This is a genomic window from Pseudomonas sp. JZ114, from assembly GCF_051027705.1.
Lineage (GTDB): Bacteria > Pseudomonadota > Gammaproteobacteria > Pseudomonadales > Pseudomonadaceae > Chryseomonas > Chryseomonas luteola.
Genome location: NZ_CP069256.1, coordinates 3,804,752 through 3,821,375, shown reverse-complemented (window position 1 = coordinate 3,821,375; position 16,624 = coordinate 3,804,752). Strand labels below are relative to the sequence as shown.

General features: G+C 58.9%; 15 protein-coding genes. 6 read left to right on the top strand and 9 right to left on the bottom strand.

Annotated features, from left to right (window positions below):
* Positions 1–33: 33 nt before the first annotated feature.
* On the top strand, positions 34–585 hold the full coding sequence (locus JQR90_RS17945; protein ID WP_434140193.1) for a glycine cleavage system protein R: 552 nt from the start codon (positions 34–36) through the stop codon (positions 583–585).
* Here JQR90_RS17945 and rarD read toward each other — a convergent pair.
* Complete coding sequence (rarD, locus tag JQR90_RS17940; protein WP_125888540.1) at positions 558–1,460, bottom strand: EamA family transporter RarD; 903 nt, start codon at positions 1,458–1,460, stop codon at positions 558–560. The two genes, JQR90_RS17945 and rarD, sit on opposite strands and share 28 nt — an antisense overlap.
* A 249-nt stretch (positions 1,461–1,709) precedes the next feature.
* Here rarD and JQR90_RS17935 point away from each other — a divergent pair, with 249 nt between their 5' ends.
* Positions 1,710–3,737 (top strand): methyl-accepting chemotaxis protein, encoded by a 2,028-nt coding sequence (locus JQR90_RS17935; protein WP_434140790.1) that lies wholly within the window; start codon positions 1,710–1,712, stop codon positions 3,735–3,737.
* 51 nt (positions 3,738–3,788) lie between these two features.
* Here JQR90_RS17935 and JQR90_RS17930 read toward each other — a convergent pair whose 3' ends face one another.
* The 8 genes from JQR90_RS17930 to JQR90_RS17895 form a co-directional block, all read right to left on the bottom strand.
* Positions 3,789–4,763 (bottom strand): serine/threonine protein kinase, encoded by a 975-nt coding sequence (locus JQR90_RS17930; protein WP_434140192.1) that lies wholly within the window; start codon positions 4,761–4,763, stop codon positions 3,789–3,791.
* A gap of 209 nt (positions 4,764–4,972) precedes the next feature.
* Positions 4,973–6,868, bottom strand: a complete 1,896-nt coding sequence (locus tag JQR90_RS17925) for a PhoX family protein (RefSeq protein ID WP_434140191.1) — start codon at positions 6,866–6,868, stop codon at positions 4,973–4,975.
* A 138-nt stretch (positions 6,869–7,006) separates the two neighbouring features.
* The gene (locus tag JQR90_RS17920; RefSeq protein WP_019365507.1) at positions 7,007–8,959 is read right to left on the bottom strand and encodes a PhoX family protein; all 1,953 of its coding nucleotides are present in this window, start codon (positions 8,957–8,959) and stop codon (positions 7,007–7,009) included.
* Positions 8,960–9,221: 262 nt separating this feature from the next.
* Complete coding sequence (modB, locus tag JQR90_RS17915; RefSeq protein ID WP_019365508.1) at positions 9,222–9,923, bottom strand: molybdate ABC transporter permease subunit; 702 nt, start codon at positions 9,921–9,923, stop codon at positions 9,222–9,224.
* A complete protein-coding gene (gene modA / locus JQR90_RS17910; RefSeq protein WP_125888544.1) occupies positions 9,910–10,659 on the bottom strand; it encodes a molybdate ABC transporter substrate-binding protein in 750 nt (249 codons plus the stop codon). The genes modB and modA overlap by 14 nt, the downstream gene beginning before the upstream one ends.
* Positions 10,660–10,673: 14 nt before the next feature.
* Positions 10,674–11,396 carry a TOBE domain-containing protein gene (locus JQR90_RS17905; RefSeq protein ID WP_434140190.1) on the bottom strand — a complete coding sequence of 241 codons (723 nt, stop codon included), beginning with the start codon at positions 11,394–11,396 and terminating at the stop codon, positions 10,674–10,676.
* A 103-nt stretch (positions 11,397–11,499) separates the two neighbouring features.
* The gene (locus JQR90_RS17900; protein ID WP_010796034.1) at positions 11,500–12,237 is read right to left on the bottom strand and encodes a ComF family protein; all 738 of its coding nucleotides are present in this window, start codon (positions 12,235–12,237) and stop codon (positions 11,500–11,502) included.
* Between the two features lie 63 nt (positions 12,238–12,300).
* Positions 12,301–12,594 carry a hypothetical protein gene (locus JQR90_RS17895; RefSeq protein WP_010796033.1) on the bottom strand — a complete coding sequence of 98 codons (294 nt, stop codon included), beginning with the start codon at positions 12,592–12,594 and terminating at the stop codon, positions 12,301–12,303.
* A 274-nt stretch (positions 12,595–12,868) separates the two neighbouring features.
* On the opposite strand from JQR90_RS17895, the gene bioB reads away from it, so the two are divergent.
* From bioB to bioC, 4 genes are read left to right on the top strand one after another with little or no spacing between them, the layout of a single operon-like run.
* On the top strand, positions 12,869–13,918 hold the full coding sequence (bioB, locus tag JQR90_RS17890) for a biotin synthase BioB (protein WP_010796032.1): 1,050 nt from the start codon (positions 12,869–12,871) through the stop codon (positions 13,916–13,918).
* A 2-nt stretch (positions 13,919–13,920) separates the two neighbouring features.
* Positions 13,921–15,096: an 8-amino-7-oxononanoate synthase gene (gene bioF, locus JQR90_RS17885; protein WP_010796031.1), complete on the top strand. Its 1,176-nt coding sequence runs from the start codon at positions 13,921–13,923 to the stop codon at positions 15,094–15,096.
* The gene (locus JQR90_RS17880; RefSeq protein WP_010796030.1) at positions 15,089–15,814 is read left to right on the top strand and encodes an alpha/beta fold hydrolase; all 726 of its coding nucleotides are present in this window, start codon (positions 15,089–15,091) and stop codon (positions 15,812–15,814) included. The genes bioF and JQR90_RS17880 overlap by 8 nt, the downstream gene beginning before the upstream one ends.
* On the top strand, positions 15,807–16,622 hold the full coding sequence (gene bioC / locus JQR90_RS17875) for a malonyl-ACP O-methyltransferase BioC (RefSeq protein ID WP_010796029.1): 816 nt from the start codon (positions 15,807–15,809) through the stop codon (positions 16,620–16,622). Before JQR90_RS17880 ends, bioC begins: the two co-directional genes overlap by 8 nt.
* Positions 16,623–16,624: the final 2 nt, after the last annotated feature.

Below are 16,624 nucleotides of genomic sequence, written 5' to 3'. Positions count from 1 at the left end.
CTGGAAAGATGATCAACCAAAAGGAGCGCTACCGTGGATGTTCTGGTCCTTACCATCATTGCCCCGGATCAGCCGGGTCTGGTCGAGCAGCTGGCCGACTGTGTTGCCGAGCGGGGCGGCAACTGGCTGGAAAGCCGCATGTCACGTATGGCAGGTCAGTTCGCCGGAATCCTGAGCGTCAATGTCGCGCCGGAACAACGCGAAGCCCTGGTTGCCCAGCTGAAAGGGCTGGATGTGAGGGGCATGCGTGTGCTGGTAGCGGAAAGCCAGATAGAGCAGGCACCCAAGCCTCAGCTCATCCAGCTGGATCTGCTGGGCAATGACCGTCCCGGGATCGTTCGGGACATTACCCGTCAGCTCACCCGGCTAGGCGTTAATGTCGAGCGGCTCAGTACTGATGTGCGGGCGGCGCCGATGAGCAGCGAACAGTTGTTCCACACCACGGCGCTGCTGGCCCTGCCGCCCGCCCTTGAGCTGGATACGCTCCGCCAGAGTCTGGAGACCCTGGCGGACGATTTGATGGTCGAGCTGGCAGTCTACCGTGACAACCACGACGGTCAGGTGCGGGCAGCGGGGGCTGCGTAACGACGCAGGGAGCGCCAGGCGTCAAAGCTGAACACGGCAAGGCCTGCCCAGATACACAGGAAGGCGGCCATCCGCTCCATGGGGAAGGGCTCGTGGAACAGGAAGACTGCCTGTATCAGCACCAGCGTAGGGGCCAGGTACTGCAGGAAGCCCAATGTCGAATAGGGCAGTTTGCGCGCCGCTGCGTTGAAGCAGAGCAGGGGAACCAGCGTAACGGGGCCAGACAGGATCAGTACGATGGCCATCGGCGACTGCCAGAGTGCCGGTTCCAGGCTGACCTGCTGGGTCAACAAGGGTAGTGCAATTGCAGCCAGCGGGACCAGTAGCCAGGTTTCGACCACCATGCCTGGTAGGGCAGCCACCTGGGTGCCCTTGCGCACCAGTCCGTAAAAAGCAAAGCTGAAGGCCAGCACCAGGGATACCCAGGGCAGCTGGCCAAGCGTCCAGATCTGCTGGGCAACGCCTAGGGCAGCCATTCCCACGGCCAGCCACTGCAGGGGCCTTAACCGCTCGCCCAGCACCACCATGCCCAACAGCACATTGATGAGCGGGTTGATGTAATACCCAAGGCTGGCTTCGATTACATGGTTACTGTTGACCGCCCAGATGTAGGTCAGCCAGTTGCCGCCCACCAGCAGGCCACTCAGCCATAACCGGGCAATCCGGGAGGGATTGGCACGCAAATCGCGCCACCAGCCCTGATGTTTCCAGATCAAAAGCAGCAAGACCCCGATCAGGGCCGACCAGAAGATACGCTGGATCAGGATCTCGACGGGAGGAATGCTGGCAAGCAGTTTGAAGTACAACGGAAATAGTCCCCAGAGCGCATAGGCGGTAAGGCCTAATACGTAACCCTGGCGCGGGGATGTGGACATGATGTGTCTCTAGTATTCGTAAGGCCCCTAATCATAGCTCGCAAGCAAAGAAAAGGCCGCTTTTCCCATGGGCTCGATCGATTTGTCCAATGACAAAGGGGCTTCAGTTCTTCTGCGGCGGGTCGACATCCTGATACACCACATATTCGTGCTGCTGAGGACGGCGGCCCATCATCCTGGGTAGTGCTGTTCTTCAACGCTGCGGGTGGGCGTACGTCTGGCATTCTTTTTTATCAGGTAAATTTCATGATGAACTTGTTTTCCCGGCTCAAGCCCGCCAGTGCCCAGTCCGGCGGCGTAATGAGCGTACTGAGCTCTTCCGGGCAGTTGCAGAGCCACCTGAAAACCCTGCGATTCGAACCGACCTATATCGCCGGTTTCGTTTCGCCCCATGTTGATCTGGACAAGGTGGCTCGCCAGGTAGCCGAACGTTTCCCTGGCGCCGCCCTTACCCTGTGCACGACCTCCGGCGAGCTGTGCAGCCAGAACGATCAGCTCTACTGCGCCACAGGTAACCAGTGGGATCGGGTTGTGCTGCAGCTGTTTGATGCCAGCATCATCGCTTCGGCCGAAACCGTTTATGTGCCGTTGGAAAGCCAGGACATCCGCGCCCGAGGGCCACGTATGTCCATGCAGCAGCGAATCGCCAAGCTGATCGAGTCGATTAAGCGGCTGCGTGTCAACACGACTATCGACCATCGCGATACCTTGGCTTACGTCACGTTTGACGGCCTGTCGGCATCCGAATCGTTCTTCATGGAAGCCCTTTACGAGTCGGGCCGTTTTCCCTGCCTATTCGTAGGCGGCTCTGCTGGTGGCAAGACCGACTTCGTTAAAACCTTGATCCATGACGGCAAGCGCAGCTACGAAAACCACGTACAGATCGTATTTCTGAAATGCGCCCGTAATGCCCGCTTCGGTGTGTTCAAAAGCCAGAACTTCGAGCCGACATCAGTTAGCCTGAGCGTGCTCACCGCGTCGCTGGAAGAGCGCTACATCAGTCAGGTGATCGACTCCAAGGGCAATGTCCGCTCGATGGTAGCCGCCCTGTGCGAATCGCTGAACTGCGAGCCCAAGGACCTGGAAAAGCGTCTGGCCAATTACTCGTTTGCTATTCGTGTGGGTGAGGAGCTGTTTGTTCGCTCCATTGCCCAGATCGATTATGACAAGGAGCGTATCCACCTTTTCTGTGACGTGGCGCCGGGTGAAGAGCTGGTGATGGTCAAGCGTACGCCTATTCTTGAGGCCACCCGTAAAGACCTTCAACGTTTCCTGCAAGGCAAGTCCGGCAAACCGGTAGGCGGGCTACTCAACGACTGCATTCTGCGTCGCTTGAACAATGGCAACGACCTGAGCCGCATGAACGAAGCGTTTGATGATATTCCTGTGGTGGGCTTTTCTACCTTTGGCGAGATTCTGGGGCTTAACCTGAACCAGACGCTGACGGCGGTATTTTTCTTCCGTACCCCGGAAGGCGCGCCGTTCCGCGATGAGTACATCGACAACTTCACCGCGCATTACGGCGAATTCAAGGCCTTTTTCCTGCGTCGGCAGATCAAGAAGCTGGCGGGCTTGAGCCAGGTTGTGGTCAAGCAGATCGATGAATTCAAGCGCAAGAACTTTGCCAGCTACATCGACAGCAACGGCCTGGATGACCACATCAAACCGGTTTTCCGTGGTCTTGAAGATTTGGGTGCAGTGCTGCATCAGGCGGATCAAAGCCAGGAGCAGATTGCTCAGCAGTTAAATCACTATGCCGGTGAATTGCACGTATCGATGGATGATCTTAGCTCAACCATCAATCAGCAGGGCAGCGTGATCGATCAGGCGGGTGGCACCGTCAAGAGTCTGTCCAGTCAGGCTGAAAGTGTGGTGCGCAGTGCTAATGATTTGGCGCAATCGAGCCTGAAGATCCAGTCCATTGTGCAGATGATTCAGCAGATCGCCGGGCAGACCAACCTGCTGGCACTCAACGCTGCCATCGAAGCTGCTCGTGCGGGTGAGCAGGGGCGTGGGTTTGCTGTAGTAGCAGACGAGGTACGCAAGCTGGCGGAAAAGACTCAGCAGAACGCTGGCGAAATCGGCACGGATATCGACAAGCTGGCTGAGGAAATCCGTCAGGTTGCACAGCAGATCGAAGTACAGTCTCAGGATGTAAATGCCCTGACTGAGCTGTTGGGTGCGCTGGAAGGCTCCAGCAGCGCAACAGCAAGCACTTCACTGCGGACCAAGGATGTCGCCGATACACTGATCGGCTTGACCCGTAACGGTCATTGAGCCTTAGCACCAGGGCCGCCCGGTTTGTGGCGGCCCTGGTGTCTTTAGGGATCAAAACAGCCGCAGCGGTTCTTCATCAAGCGCTGACAGTTGCTCGCGCAACATCAGAACCTGGTCGCCCCAATAGCGCTCGGTCCCGAAAAAGGAAAAGCTCTTCGGGAAGGCCGGATCATCCCAGCGGCGGGCCAGCCAGGCGCTGTATTGCAACAGACGCAGGGAGCGCAGCCCCTCGATCAACGCCAGTTCACGGGGTGCAAAGTCATGGAACTCCTGATACCCGTCCATCAACTCGGAAAGCTGCGACAGGCGTTCTTGCCGATCACCGGCCAGCATCATCCACAGGTCCTGTACCGCCGGTGCCATGCGGCAGTCGTCGAGATCCACCATGTGGAAGGTCTCGTCACGGTAGAGCAGATTGCCCGGATGGCAGTCTCCATGGACGCGGATGGTGGTGTAGTTGACCGAGTTGAAGAGCGTATCCAGTTTCTTGATCAGGTCACGTGCCACCGATTCATACGCAGGCAGCAAACTCTTGGGAATGAAACCGCCGCTCAGCAGCGTATCCAGCGAGGCATGGCCAAAGCTCTGTACATCAAGCGTCTCGCGGTGCTCGAATGGGCGACTGGCGCCAATGGCATGCAGGCGACCCAGGAGCTGACCCAGGCGGTACAGCTGCTCAAGGTTACTAGGCTCGGGCGCCCGGCCGCCGCGGCGGGGAAACAGGGCAAAGCGAAAGCCGGCATGCTCGAACAGGGTTTCACCGTCACGCGACAGGGGCGCCACGACAGGTACTTCATGCTCCACCAGCTCAAAAGAGAAGGTGTGCTCCTCGCGAATCGCGGCATCCGTCCAACGCTGTGGGCGGTAGAACTTGGCAATCAAGGGCTGTTCGTCTTCGATGCCCACCTGATAAACCCGGTTTTCATAACTGTTAAGCGCCAAGATACGCGCATCGCTGAGATAGCCGAGGCTTTCCACGGCGTCGATCACCACGTCAGGGCTGAGTGTATCGAACGGGTGTGACATGGATATCCTCCTACAACGCATCTGGAAGCGGCCATATGCCGGTTCTGAATCGGAATGCTAGCAGGTTGGATGCCTGGGCGTGACGAAGGTGCGATGCCACGCGCGCTGGAACGCCTGACGGTGCAGAGAAAAAAAGACCCTGGTACAGCGAGCGTCGTGCTACGCGGATACTGCCTCAAGGGCCGTACCCGCGTATTAGAGCCTTGTCATCAGGCGCCGATCACGCCACCGTCATCACGAGTGATGACCATGACGGAGGAACGTGGCCGACCGTCGGGCAGGTGTTCCGGAAAGGTCGAGCCGCCTTCTTCGCCAGGGTGCTGAATATTGACGAACAGGCTGCGCTGATCCGGTGAGAAGGTAATGCCGGTGACCTCGCAACCGATCGGTCCCACCATGAAGCGGCGGATCTCGCCGGTATTCGGGTCGGCGCACAGCATCTGGTTGTTACCCATGCCAGCGAAATCACCCTTGTTGCTGTAATCCCCGTCGGTCAGGATCCACAGGCGACCGGCATCATCAAACCCGAGGCCGTCGGGACTGTTGAACATATTGTGGGCGTTGATGTTGTGCGAGCCGCCGTTGGCAGTCTCCTTGTGCACCTCAGGATTGCCGGCAATGACAAACAGGTCCCAGTCAAAGGCCATGGCCGCGGCATCATTGCCGTGCTCGCTCCAGCGCAGGATCTGACCATAGATGTTGTTGGCGCGAGGGTTTGGCCCGCCTACGGGCTGGCCTTCGCTGCCGCGTTTACTGTTGTTGGTCAACGTGCAATACACTTGACCATCCTTGGGACTGACGGCAATCCACTCAGGGCGGTCCATGCGCGTCGCACCAACCTGGGTTCCGGCCAGGCGGGCATGGATGAGCACTTCGGCCTGATTGTTGAAGCCGTTCTCGGTGGTCAGGCCGTTCTTGCCATGGGTCAGCTCGATCCACTGGCCACGTCCCTTGGGATGATCGGGATTGCCGTCACCGTCATCAAATTTCGCCACGTACAGCGTGCCGTGGTCCAACAGCTCGCGGTTGGCCTTGGGATTGGCGGCATCATAGCGATCGCGGCTGATGAACTTGTAGATGAATTCACCACGTTCGTCGTCGCCCATGTACACCACGACATGGTTGTCCGCAGTCAGGGCCAGCGTAGCGTTCTCATGTTTGAAACGGCCCAGCGCGGTGCGCTTGACGGGTTCTGACTTGGGATCGAACGGATCGATCTCGACTACCCAGCCGTGCCGGTTCAGCTCGTTGGGGTTCTTGGCCATGTCAAAGCGCGGATTGTATTTGTGCCAGTCGTTGCCCTTGCTTTCGACCGTCACGCCATAGCGTTTCTGGGCAGCGTCGAATTTGATTGTTGCATCAGTACTGCCAAAGCAATCCGTAAAATTCTCTTCGCAGGTCAGGTAAGTGCCCCAGGGCGTCTTGCCGTTCGCACAGTTCTGGAAGGTGCCCAGTACATGCGTGCCGCTTGAATCGGCTTCGGTCTTGAGCAGGTCATGTCCAGCCGCCGGGCCGCTGAATCGAATCGGCGCGTTGCCGTGAATACGACGGTTGAACTCGGAATCACGTGCAAAATGCCATTGTCCGTCAATACGGCGCACCTCGATAACCGAGACCCCCTCAGCGGCCAGGGCCTTGTGCACGTCTTCGGCCGATTGAGGCACCTTGCCTTGGGCCAGCAGGTAGCGATAGTTGGTGTATTCGTTATTGATGGCCATGAGCGCCCGGTCGGGATCGTTCGGGAACGGGAAAAAGCTCATGCCGTCGTTGTTGTCGCCAAACTGGCGCTCCTGGGCTTCTGCTGTGCCGGTGCCGTCATGCTTGAAAGCCGGTACATCGGAAAACAGTGGTTCACCCCAGCTGATAAGTACCGACGCCCTATAACCCGGCGGGACGATTACGGTATCGGCTGTGGAAATCGGAATGCTCTCAAAGCCCAGCAGGGCACTGCCGGTGGCTTGCGACACGCTTTGTGCCAGTACGCTCCGCGGAATGAGCTGGCCGCCAAGAAAGAGGGCAGCACCGCACAGAGCACCAGCCCCAATGAAGCGGCGACGGGTCAGGCCGGCCAGACGTTCCAGATCGGTAGGGGTATCAGGATGCATAACAGACTCCTTGTATGCGATGGCGCGACGCTAGCGCGCTTGTATGACGAAATCATGTCAATGCATGTGCCAGTGATCATCAATCAACAGGCATAAAAAAACCGGCAGGGTTAGCTGCCGGTTTTATGCGGGGAGATGTTATTCCCCAATGATCCCGCCGTCCTTACGAGTAATGGCAATGACGGTGGAGCGAGGACGCCCGTTAGGCAGATAGTCCGGGAAGCCGCCGGTGGGATGTTGGAATCCGACAAACATCGTCCGATAGTCCGGCGCAAAGGACAGGCCTGTGACCTCACACCCAGTCGGCCCTACCAGGAAACGGCGGATCTCACCGGTGTTCGGGTCGGCGCACAGCATCTGGTTGTTACCCATGCCGGCATAATCACCTTCGTTGCTGTCTTCACCATCGGTCTGAATCCACAAACGACCGGCTTCGTCAAAGCCCAGGCCGTCGGGGCTGTTGAACATATTGTCGGCGTTGATGTTTTCCGAACCATCGTATGGATCTTCCGGATGCACAACCGGGTTGCCCGCCACGATGAACAGATCCCAGTCAAAGGTCAGTGCGGCCGGGTTTGGCTCTTCCCAACGCAGGATCTGGCCGTAGATGTTATTGGCGCGCGGGTTCGGCCCGTTGACCGGCATATCGGCGCTGCCACGCTTGCTGTTGTTGGTCAGGGTGCAGAAGACCTGTCCATTGATGGGGCTCACCGCGATCCACTCTGGACGGTCCATGCGGGTAGCGCCGACTTGCGAGCCTGCCAGACGAGCATGGATCAGGACTTCGGCCTGGCTGTTGAAGCCGTTGGCCTTGGTCAGGCCGTTCTTGCCATAGGTCAGCTCGATCCACTGGCCGCGGCCTTTGGGATGATTCACATCACCATCGCCATCGTCGAACTTGGCGACGTACAGCGTACCGTGGTCGAGGATGTCACGGTTGGCCAGGGGCGTATTCGGGTTGTAACGACGGTCGCTGACAAACTTGTAGATGAACTCGCCACGCTCGTCATCGCCCATGTACACCACGACACGGCCATCCTGGGTCGTGGTTACGGCAGCGTTTTCATGCTTGAAGCGGCCCAGCGCGGTGCGCTTGACCGGTGTGGAGTCCGGATTGAACGGGTCGATCTCCACGATCCAGCCAAAGTGGTTGGCTTCATTCGGATGCTTGGCGAGATCGAAGCGCTCGTTATAGGGGTACCAGTTGTTATCACTATTGGCCGACAAACCGTAACGTTTCTGCGCGGCGTTGAGCTTGATGTTCTTGTCGGTGCTGCCAAAGCAGCCATTGAAGTTTTCTTCACACGTCAGGTAAGTGCCCCATGGCGTCTGCCCGCTGGAGCAGTTCTGGAAGGTGCCACGGGCACGTTTGCCACTCAGCTCGATGGAGGTGCGCAGCAGGTCATGGCCGGCAGCCGGCCCCTTGATATCCATCATCACGTTGCCATGCACGCGACGGTTGTAACGGGAGTCGCGCTTGAAGACCCAACGGCCCGCGCGACGGCGAACTTCGATCACCGAGACGCCTTCTGCAGCCAGCGCCTTGCGTACATCGTCCGGGGAGGACGGTTGACGGCCATCGGAGAACAGATACTCGTAGTTGGTGTATTCGTTGTTAATGGCGATCAGGGCGCGATCAGGGTCAATCCGGCCGAACTTGTTGTAGAACGGGAAGAAGCACATGCCATCGTTGTTATCCCCGAACTGCAGCTCCTGGTCTTCGGAGGTGTTCGTACCGTCATGCTTGAAGTCCGGTACGTTGGAAAACAGCGGCTCGCCCCAGCTGATCAGCGTACGGAACTCATAGCCGGGCGGCAGAATGACCTGGTCAGCCGTTGAAGCTGGCACGTTCTTGAAGCCCAACAGCGGACGTGAAGGACGTCCAGCGCTGCCCCAGCGAGCCGCTTCGGATACCGGACCCGCCAGTGCGTTGTTGGACAGCAGGTTGCCGCCCAGGAAGAAGGCCGCGCCACATAGCGCACCGGCACCAATAAAGCTGCGGCGCTTCAGATTGACGATGCGTTCCAGATCAGTAGGGGTATCGTCATCAAGCAGATCACTATTCAGGTGTTGTTCGTTTTGCAGGCTCATCAAGGCGCTCCTCACAGGATGTGGCAGGCGCAAAACCCCAGGCGAGAGCGAGTACAACGAACCCCGCAGACCTTGTTTTGAAATAATCAGGCTGCCGGCTCACGTCGCGTCGTCGAAACAGGTTTCGTGGCTGGTTTGGACGGTCGTGGCGAAGGTAGTGAGGCATTGTGACGGCGGTGTTGCAGGTTACATTTGGTAACAAATGCTGCCCTGTCGGTTCGGGAACGTTTCGTGTCCGAAGCGATTCGGCCGCCAGCCGCGATTAGCGGCGGCTGGTGACGCGCAGGGCCGAATAAGACCGTGTATCGCCATTGCCGTAGACGAACAGCAGGATCAGGAACGACAGCACCAGAAGAAAGCCGGCCAGCCGGTGGGCCTCGGCATAGTGAAGGGCTTCCACGTGCTGGAAGATGGCAATGGAAACCACCTGGGTCTGCCCCGGAATACTACCGCCCAGCATGAGCACCACGCCAAACTCGCCCAGGGTATGGGCGAATGCAAGGCTTGCAGCCACCAGCAGGCCGCGCTTGAGCAAGGGCAGGGTAACGCGAAAGAAACGCTCGATACGGCCGCATCCCAACGTTGCTGCGGCCTCGAACAGGCGTGGATTCAGCTCGCGGAAGGCAACCGTAAGCGGCTGCACCACGAAGGGGATCGAGTAGATCATGGACCCCATGACCAGGCCCGCAAAGCTGAAGGGCAGCGGGTGACCGAACACTGTTTCCCAGGCGCTGCCCAGCATCGAGTCTGGCGCAAACACGACCAGCAGATAAAAGCCCAGTACGGTGGGTGGGAGCACCAGAGGAAGTGCGATCACGGCATCCAATACCTGGCGCAGGCGGGTCTGCTTACGCACTCGCCAAGCTGCCAGCGGCAGACCGATCAGCAGAAGCAGGGCCGTGGATAGCACAGCCAGCTTGAGCGTCAGCGCCAGGGCCTGCCAGTCTCCTTCACTGAGCAGCACAGCCCGTCTCGCCTGGAAGAGAATAACCTGCCTGGTGCAACGTCTCTTTCTGGTTATCGAAGAACGCCACGAAGCGCTTGGCGGCGTCGAGTTGCTCGCCTTTCGCCAGGATAACGCGCTTTTGCGTCAGAGGATCGTACAGCGTGGCATCGACAATCGTGTATTGCGCGGGCGGCACATTCCCCGCTTTGACCTGACTGAGAGCTACAAAGCCAGCAGGTGAATTGCCGGTTTTGACGAAGTTGTAGGTTTGTCCAATGTCCTGTCCATAGGCCAGGCGCGGCTTAACGGTTTCCAGTACACCGCTGCGGTCCAGCGCCTGCAGGGCTGCGGCGCCATAAGGTGCCGTATCGGGATTCGCCAGCACTACACGCTTGAACGGCAGATTGTGAATATCGGGCTTGCCGCTGGTTTGCCAGAGCGCCAGCTGACCACACGCATAGGTCCGGCTTTCGGTGCCCTTGCTGGCGTCTGCCAGTTTGTCCGGGCGGATCGCGTCTGCCGAGTAGAACAGATCGAACGGTGCGCCACGTTGAATCTGCTCAAAAAATGCACCACTGGAGCCGCCAGCCAGTTCCACCTTGGCGCCGGTCTGCTTTTCGTAGTCGTTGGCGATGGTCTGCATGACAGGCAGCAGATTGGCCGCCACAGCAATGCGCAGGTGATCAGCTGCTTGAGCAGTGGCGCCGGTAAAGAGCGTGGCAAGCGCCGCGGCAGCCAAAAGCCGTTTGTTCATCAAGGATTCCTTCTTCACAGGGGCGCCCCCAGCAAGACCTGGTCGGGTTCAAAGCAGGCGAACACGGTCTGACCGGGAGCAGGAGACAACTCGGCTTCTGCTGGCAGCAGCACGCAGAGCGTTTGCCCATTGGGCAGGCTCAGGCGAATGTCGGCAGGTCCAGAGGGGGCGGGGGTAACGGTGTCGACTCGGCCTTCAAGTGCATTGGCCGCATCCATAGGAGCGTGTTCATGGAGGCTTAGCCACGATGCTTTGATCAGCACGATAACGCTGCGACCCGGTGCAAGGCCCAATCGCTCGGTGCTTTCACGGGTGATTTGTGCCAGCACCTGAAGGCCACCGGGCAGCCGGATCGTGATCAGATCGCTATGCCCTTTGGGTTCTACAGCAACAACCTCCCCATGCAGCTGATTCCGCGCGCTGGTTTGCAGCATCAACCGCTCCAGTCGCTCCAGGTCCTCGACGTGTTCAGCGCTTTCGATCACCTTTTCGCGAAGCGCTTCAAGGCGGTGATACAAGGCCAGCAACCGTGCGCCTTCCTGGGTCAGGCGTGCGCCGCCTCCGCCTTTGCCACCGACACTGCGCTCGACGAGGGGTTGGCCGGCAAGGTTGTTGAGTTCATCGATGGCATCCCAGGCGGCCTTGTAGCTCAGCCCTGCAGCCTTGGCAGCCTTTGTAATGGAGCCCTGGGCGGCGACCTGCTCCAGCAGCGCAAACCGCTGGGGACGGCGGGTCATGTGATGAGTCAGGTGACTGAGCATAGGTCGGAGTATAAAAAAGTATATAACGATAGATCAGTGTACGAGCCGGCCCGTTCCCATGGCAAGGTGAAAAGAGCGTTTAGTCGCCAGGCCTGGGCGTGCGAGCCAAGCAGTACACATCGACACGCAGGGCGCCTGCACGCTTGAGCAGGCTGGCAAGGGCCTCGGCAGTTGCACCGGTGGTCAGGACGTCATCGATGAGCGCTATCGAGCGACCGCGTACGGCCTTGGCAGTGGTGAGGGCAAAGGCGTTGCGCAGGTTCTTGTGACGCTGGGCGGCATCCAGGCCTTGTTGCGCCGGGGTTTCCAGCACTCGTTGAATGACATCGTCTGCTACAGACAGCGTGAGAGACTTTCCTAGCCAGCGCGCCAGCATGGCAGCCTGATTGTAGCCACGCTCGCGTTGGCGCTTCTGCGCCATCGGGACAGGAAGCAGAAGGTCAGGCCGAGGCAATCTCTCGTCAAAGGCATGCATCAAATGGCGAGCCTGCAGATCCGCCATCAGTCGCCCCAGCGGCCACTGCTTTTGATGCTTGAACCGATTGATGGCGCTACCAATGGGAAATCCGTAACGCCAGAGCGCTACGACATGATCAAAAGACGGAGGCCTTTTCAGGCACGCCCCGCAGATCAGCCCCTCGTCAGGCAGCGGAATCGCACAATGAAGGCAATGCCCCATGAGCAGCCAGGGCAGGTCAGTCTCGCAGCCAAGGCATAGCGGCAGGCTGGACTCTACACCTGAGCCGCAGAACCCGCAGTTCGTGTGAGGTTTAAGCCAGACAGGACGGTAAGCAAGCAGGGTAGTCAGGCGATTCATAGGCATCCTTGCCGGTATCGATCAATTGGGATCAGGCACGGCGCTCCCTGGCGTGCAAGAGGCTCAGCGAATGAGCCAGCTCATGACCATCAGGCCCAACACCAACCAGATGATGCCGCCAATAATGGAGCGGCGCATAAAAGCACGAACCGCGGCATAGAGCAGAATCAGTCCGACGATCAGTACCACGAAGCTGATGTAGGAGTCATCCATGCCGATGGCGCGAGCCATGCCTTGCAGGAAGTCATGGACGGCATCGCCAATGCCATTGAGTACGGTGCTGAACAGATCGATGATGAAGCGGATGACCTGACCAAGGGCTTGGCCAAGCCAGTCGAAGAACCCTTCTGTACGCATGTTTCTTTCCTTGTCCTCATGTTGTCGCTTGGAACCTGTAAATGCCGTTGGGTTCGTTACCAGCGATGGGTTCAATCAAGCGAGCGATCCTGCTCACAGTTTCATACTCTGCCGTCGGTTCTCTTATTGAAGGGGTCAGTCATCAAAAAACCTTAAATAAATAAGGCTATTGATTGTTTTTTGATCAGATGTAAACCTTCGTATCGAATAAAGTTGACGGCAATTATTCGTGTGCTGCCTGAGCAGCCGTCTTTTTATACCGAAGGATTGAGCCATGAGCGCTACCGCTACGCGTCACGACTGGACCCTTGCCGATGTCCGCGCCCTGTTTGAACTGCCGTTCAATGACCTGCTGTTCCAGGCACAGACGGTTCACCGTCAGCATTTCGACCCCAACCGCGTTCAGGTCTCGACGCTGCTTTCCATCAAGACCGGTGCCTGCCCTGAGGACTGTAAATATTGCCCTCAGTCCGGCCACTACAACACGGGTCTTGAAAAAGAAAAGCTGATGGAAGTGGAGAAGGTGCTCAAGGCGGCTGCCGAGGCCAAAGCCATCGGGTCGACCCGCTTCTGCATGGGCGCGGCGTGGAAGCATCCGTCCGCCAAGGACATGCCCTACGTGCTGCAGATGGTCAAAGGCGTAAAGGCCCTGGGCCTGGAAACCTGTATGACCTTGGGCAAGCTCGACCGCGAGCAGACACAGGCGTTGGCTGAAGCTGGGCTGGACTACTACAACCACAACCTGGACACCTCGCCGGAATACTACGGCAACATCATCACGACGCGTACCTATGCAGACCGTCTGGAAACGCTGTCCTATGTGCGTGATGCGGGCATGAAGATCTGCTCCGGTGGCATTCTGGGCATGGGTGAATCCGTGGATGACCGTGCCGGTCTGTTGATTCAACTAGCCAACCTGCCAGAGCATCCAGAGTCCGTCCCGATCAATATGCTGGTCAAGGTGAAGGGCACGCCGCTGGAGCAGGAGAAGGACGTCGATCCGTTCGACTTCATCCGTACCTTGGCCGTTGCCCGGATCATGATGCCCAAGTCCCATGTGCGCCTGTCTGCTGGTCGTGAGCAGATGAACGAGCAGATGCAATCCCTGGCCTTCTTTGCCGGTGCGAACTCCATCTTCTACGGCGAGAAGCTGCTAACGACCACTAACCCGCAGGCCGAGAAGGATATGCTTCTGTTCAAGCGTCTGGGCATCAAGCCGGAAGAGCGCGAAGAGCACGATGATGAAGTGCATCAGGCCGCGATTGAGCAGGCCCTGATCGAGCAGAAGAATTCTGCACTGTTCTACGACGCTGCTTCTGCCTGATCATGCCGTTCGACCTGGCCAGACGCCTCGCCGAGCGCCGCGAGCAAGCGCTGTACCGTCACCGACCGCTGCTGGAAGGCCCGCAAGGACCTGAAGTAGTGGTCGACGGACAGCCGCTCCTGGCGTTCTGCAACAACGACTACCTTGGCCTCGCCAATCATCCGGACGTCATCGCGGCACTGCAAAAGGGTGCCGAGCGTTGGGGCGTAGGCGGGGGCGCTTCGCATCTGGTGATCGGCCATAGCGGCCCCCATCATGCCTTGGAAGAGGCGCTGGCTGAGTTTACCGGGCGCCCTCGGGCACTGCTGTTCTCCACGGGCTACATGGCCAACCTTGCGGCCGTGACAGCCCTGGTTGGCCGAGGTGATACGGTCCTTGAGGACCGGCTCAACCATGCCTCTCTGCTGGATGCAGGACTGCTGTCCGGCGCGCGCTTCTCCCGCTATCTGCATAACGATGCGGCAAGCCTAGCCAGCCGGCTCGACAAGGCTGAAGGTAATACGCTGGTCGTAACGGACGGTGTATTCAGCATGGACGGTAATGTGGCCGACCTGCCGGCCCTGGTTGAAGTGACACGTAACCGGGGCGCCTGGCTGATGGTCGATGACGCCCACGGCTTTGGCCCGTTGGGCAGGCAGGGAGGCGGCGTAGCTGAGTATTTCGGACTGGGCATGGATGAGGTTCCGGTACTGGTCGGTACGCTGGGCAAGGCTTTTGGTACTGCAGGCGCCTTTGTAGCAGGCAGCGATGAGCTGATCGAAACCTTGATCCAGTTCGCACGTCCTTACATTTATACCACCAGCCAGCCGCCAGCAGTGGCCTGCGCCACCTTGAAGGCACTAGAGCTGCTCCAGGCAGAGTCCTGGCGGCGCGAGCATTTGAATGCACTGATCCAGCGATTCCGCTCTGGTGCGCAGGTTATCGGCCTTTCGCTGATGGACAGCTTTACCCCGATCCAACCGATCCTGGTCGGCAGTAGCGAGCAGGCATTGGCTTTTTCGGCTGCCCTGAAACGCCATGGAATTCTCGTCACGGCGATCCGTCCCCCTACGGTTCCGAACAATAGTGCCCGGTTGCGGGTTACTCTGTCTGCCGCACACAGCGAGCAGCACGTCGATCGTCTGCTCGCCGCACTTGCCGAAGCTTGGTCGGAATTGAAAGGAACGGAACATGCGTGACACTTTAGTGCTGCTGCCCGGGTGGGGTCTGGGCACGGCCCCCTTGGAGCCGCTGCGTGATGAGCTCCTCGAAATAGCACCATATCTGGATGTACTGATCGAACCCTTGCCGGACATGGCCGATGCCAGTGGCTGGTTCGATGATATTGACGCCCGGCTGCCGGATAACGTCTGGCTGGGTGGCTGGTCATTGGGTGGCATGATCGCCAGTGAGCTTACCCGGCGGCGGGGCGACCGTACCCTGGGGTTGATCACTATGGCCAGCAATCCCTGCTTTGTTGCCCGTCATGGTTGGCAAAGCGCAATGTCACGCAGTGTCTTCACCGATTTTTACGAGGCTTGCACGCTCGATGCGGAGCTGACGCTCAAACGCTTTACCCATCTGGTCAGCCAGGGGGCTCGGGACCGCAAGACGCTTGCGCGCCTGCTGCAGGTGGCCTTGCCGGAGACGTCCGGTGAAGTTGCAGTGGCCGGGCTTGAGCTGCTGGCGCAACTGGACACACGCGAGGCGCTTCAGGCGTATAGCGGTCCGCAACTTCACCTGTTTGCGTCAAACGATGCACTGGTACCGGTATCGGCTGCGCAAGCCTTGATGGATGAGATACCCGACATCGAAGTTCATGTCTTCGAGCCGGCCAGCCATGGCCTGCCGCTGGAGCGTCCGGACGAGATTGCCGCAGCGATTGAACGTTTCATTTATGAGGGCCGTGATGGCTGATGCTTTACCTGTAACCATGCAGGAGGGCGCCTCCTTGCCGGATAAAAGGCAAGTGGCGGCTTCGTTCTCCCGGGCGGCGGCCAGCTATGACGGCGTTGCCAGCCTGCAACGTGATGTCGGCGAAGCGCTTCTGGCGCGTATGCCCGAGCAGGCTGTAGAGCGCTGGGTCGACCTGGGCTGCGGTACAGGCTACTTCACCCGGGCGCTAGCGGCCCGTTATCCCGACGCGCAAGGTACCGCCGTTGACCTGGCGGAAGGCATGCTGCGCCATGCACGTCCACTCGGCGGGGCCGAGCACTTTGTGGCGGGTGATGCCGAACGGCTGCCGCTCAAGGACCAGGCGTGCGATCTGCTGTTTACCAGCCTTGCCATTCAATGGTGTGGCGACCTTTCGGCGGTATTATCCGAGGCCCAGCGTATCCTGCGGCCCGGTGGGCTGTTTGCATTCACCAGCCTGTGTACCGGTACACTGCAGGAGTTGCGGGACAGCTGGCAGGCAGTGGATGGTTTCGTTCACGTTAACCGTTTCCGCCAGTTTGAAGACTATCAGCGGGTCTGTGCGGCCAGTGGACTCAAGCAGAAGGTGCTAGACGTCGAAACACGCGTTCTGCATTTTCCGGATGTCCGCAGCCTGACCCATGAACTCAAGGCGCTCGGCGCCCATAACGTGAACCCTGGCCGCGCTACTGGCTTGACCGGACGCGCCCGCCTGAATGCCCTGGCGCAAGCGTATGAGCGCTTCCGCCAGCCCCAAGGTCTCCCGGCCTGCTATCGCGTGGTTTACGGCATTTTCCAGAAAGAATCCTGATC

Excerpts from the sequence above, each read along its gene's own strand:
- rarD (WP_125888540.1), bottom strand. The coding sequence starts at position 1,460 with ATGTCCACATCCCCGCGCCAGGGTTACGTATTAGGCCTTACCGCCTAT.
- JQR90_RS17935 (WP_434140790.1), top strand. The coding sequence starts at position 1,710 with ATGAACTTGTTTTCCCGGCTCAAGCCCGCCAGTGCCCAGTCCGGCGGC.
- JQR90_RS17930 (WP_434140192.1), bottom strand. The coding sequence starts at position 4,763 with ATGTCACACCCGTTCGATACACTCAGCCCTGACGTGGTGATCGACGCC.
- JQR90_RS17925 (WP_434140191.1), bottom strand. The coding sequence starts at position 6,868 with ATGCATCCTGATACCCCTACCGATCTGGAACGTCTGGCCGGCCTGACC.
- JQR90_RS17920 (WP_019365507.1), bottom strand. The coding sequence starts at position 8,959 with ATGAGCCTGCAAAACGAACAACACCTGAATAGTGATCTGCTTGATGAC.
- modA (WP_125888544.1), bottom strand. The coding sequence starts at position 10,659 with ATGAACAAACGGCTTTTGGCTGCCGCGGCGCTTGCCACGCTCTTTACC.
- JQR90_RS17905 (WP_434140190.1), bottom strand. The coding sequence starts at position 11,396 with ATGACCCGCCGTCCCCAGCGGTTTGCGCTGCTGGAGCAGGTCGCCGCC.
- JQR90_RS17900 (WP_010796034.1), bottom strand. The coding sequence starts at position 12,237 with ATGAATCGCCTGACTACCCTGCTTGCTTACCGTCCTGTCTGGCTTAAA.
- JQR90_RS17895 (WP_010796033.1), bottom strand. The coding sequence starts at position 12,594 with ATGCGTACAGAAGGGTTCTTCGACTGGCTTGGCCAAGCCCTTGGTCAG.
- bioB (WP_010796032.1), top strand. The coding sequence starts at position 12,869 with ATGAGCGCTACCGCTACGCGTCACGACTGGACCCTTGCCGATGTCCGC.
- bioF (WP_010796031.1), top strand. The coding sequence starts at position 13,921 with ATGCCGTTCGACCTGGCCAGACGCCTCGCCGAGCGCCGCGAGCAAGCG.
- JQR90_RS17880 (WP_010796030.1), top strand. The coding sequence starts at position 15,089 with ATGCGTGACACTTTAGTGCTGCTGCCCGGGTGGGGTCTGGGCACGGCC.
- bioC (WP_010796029.1), top strand. The coding sequence starts at position 15,807 with ATGGCTGATGCTTTACCTGTAACCATGCAGGAGGGCGCCTCCTTGCCG.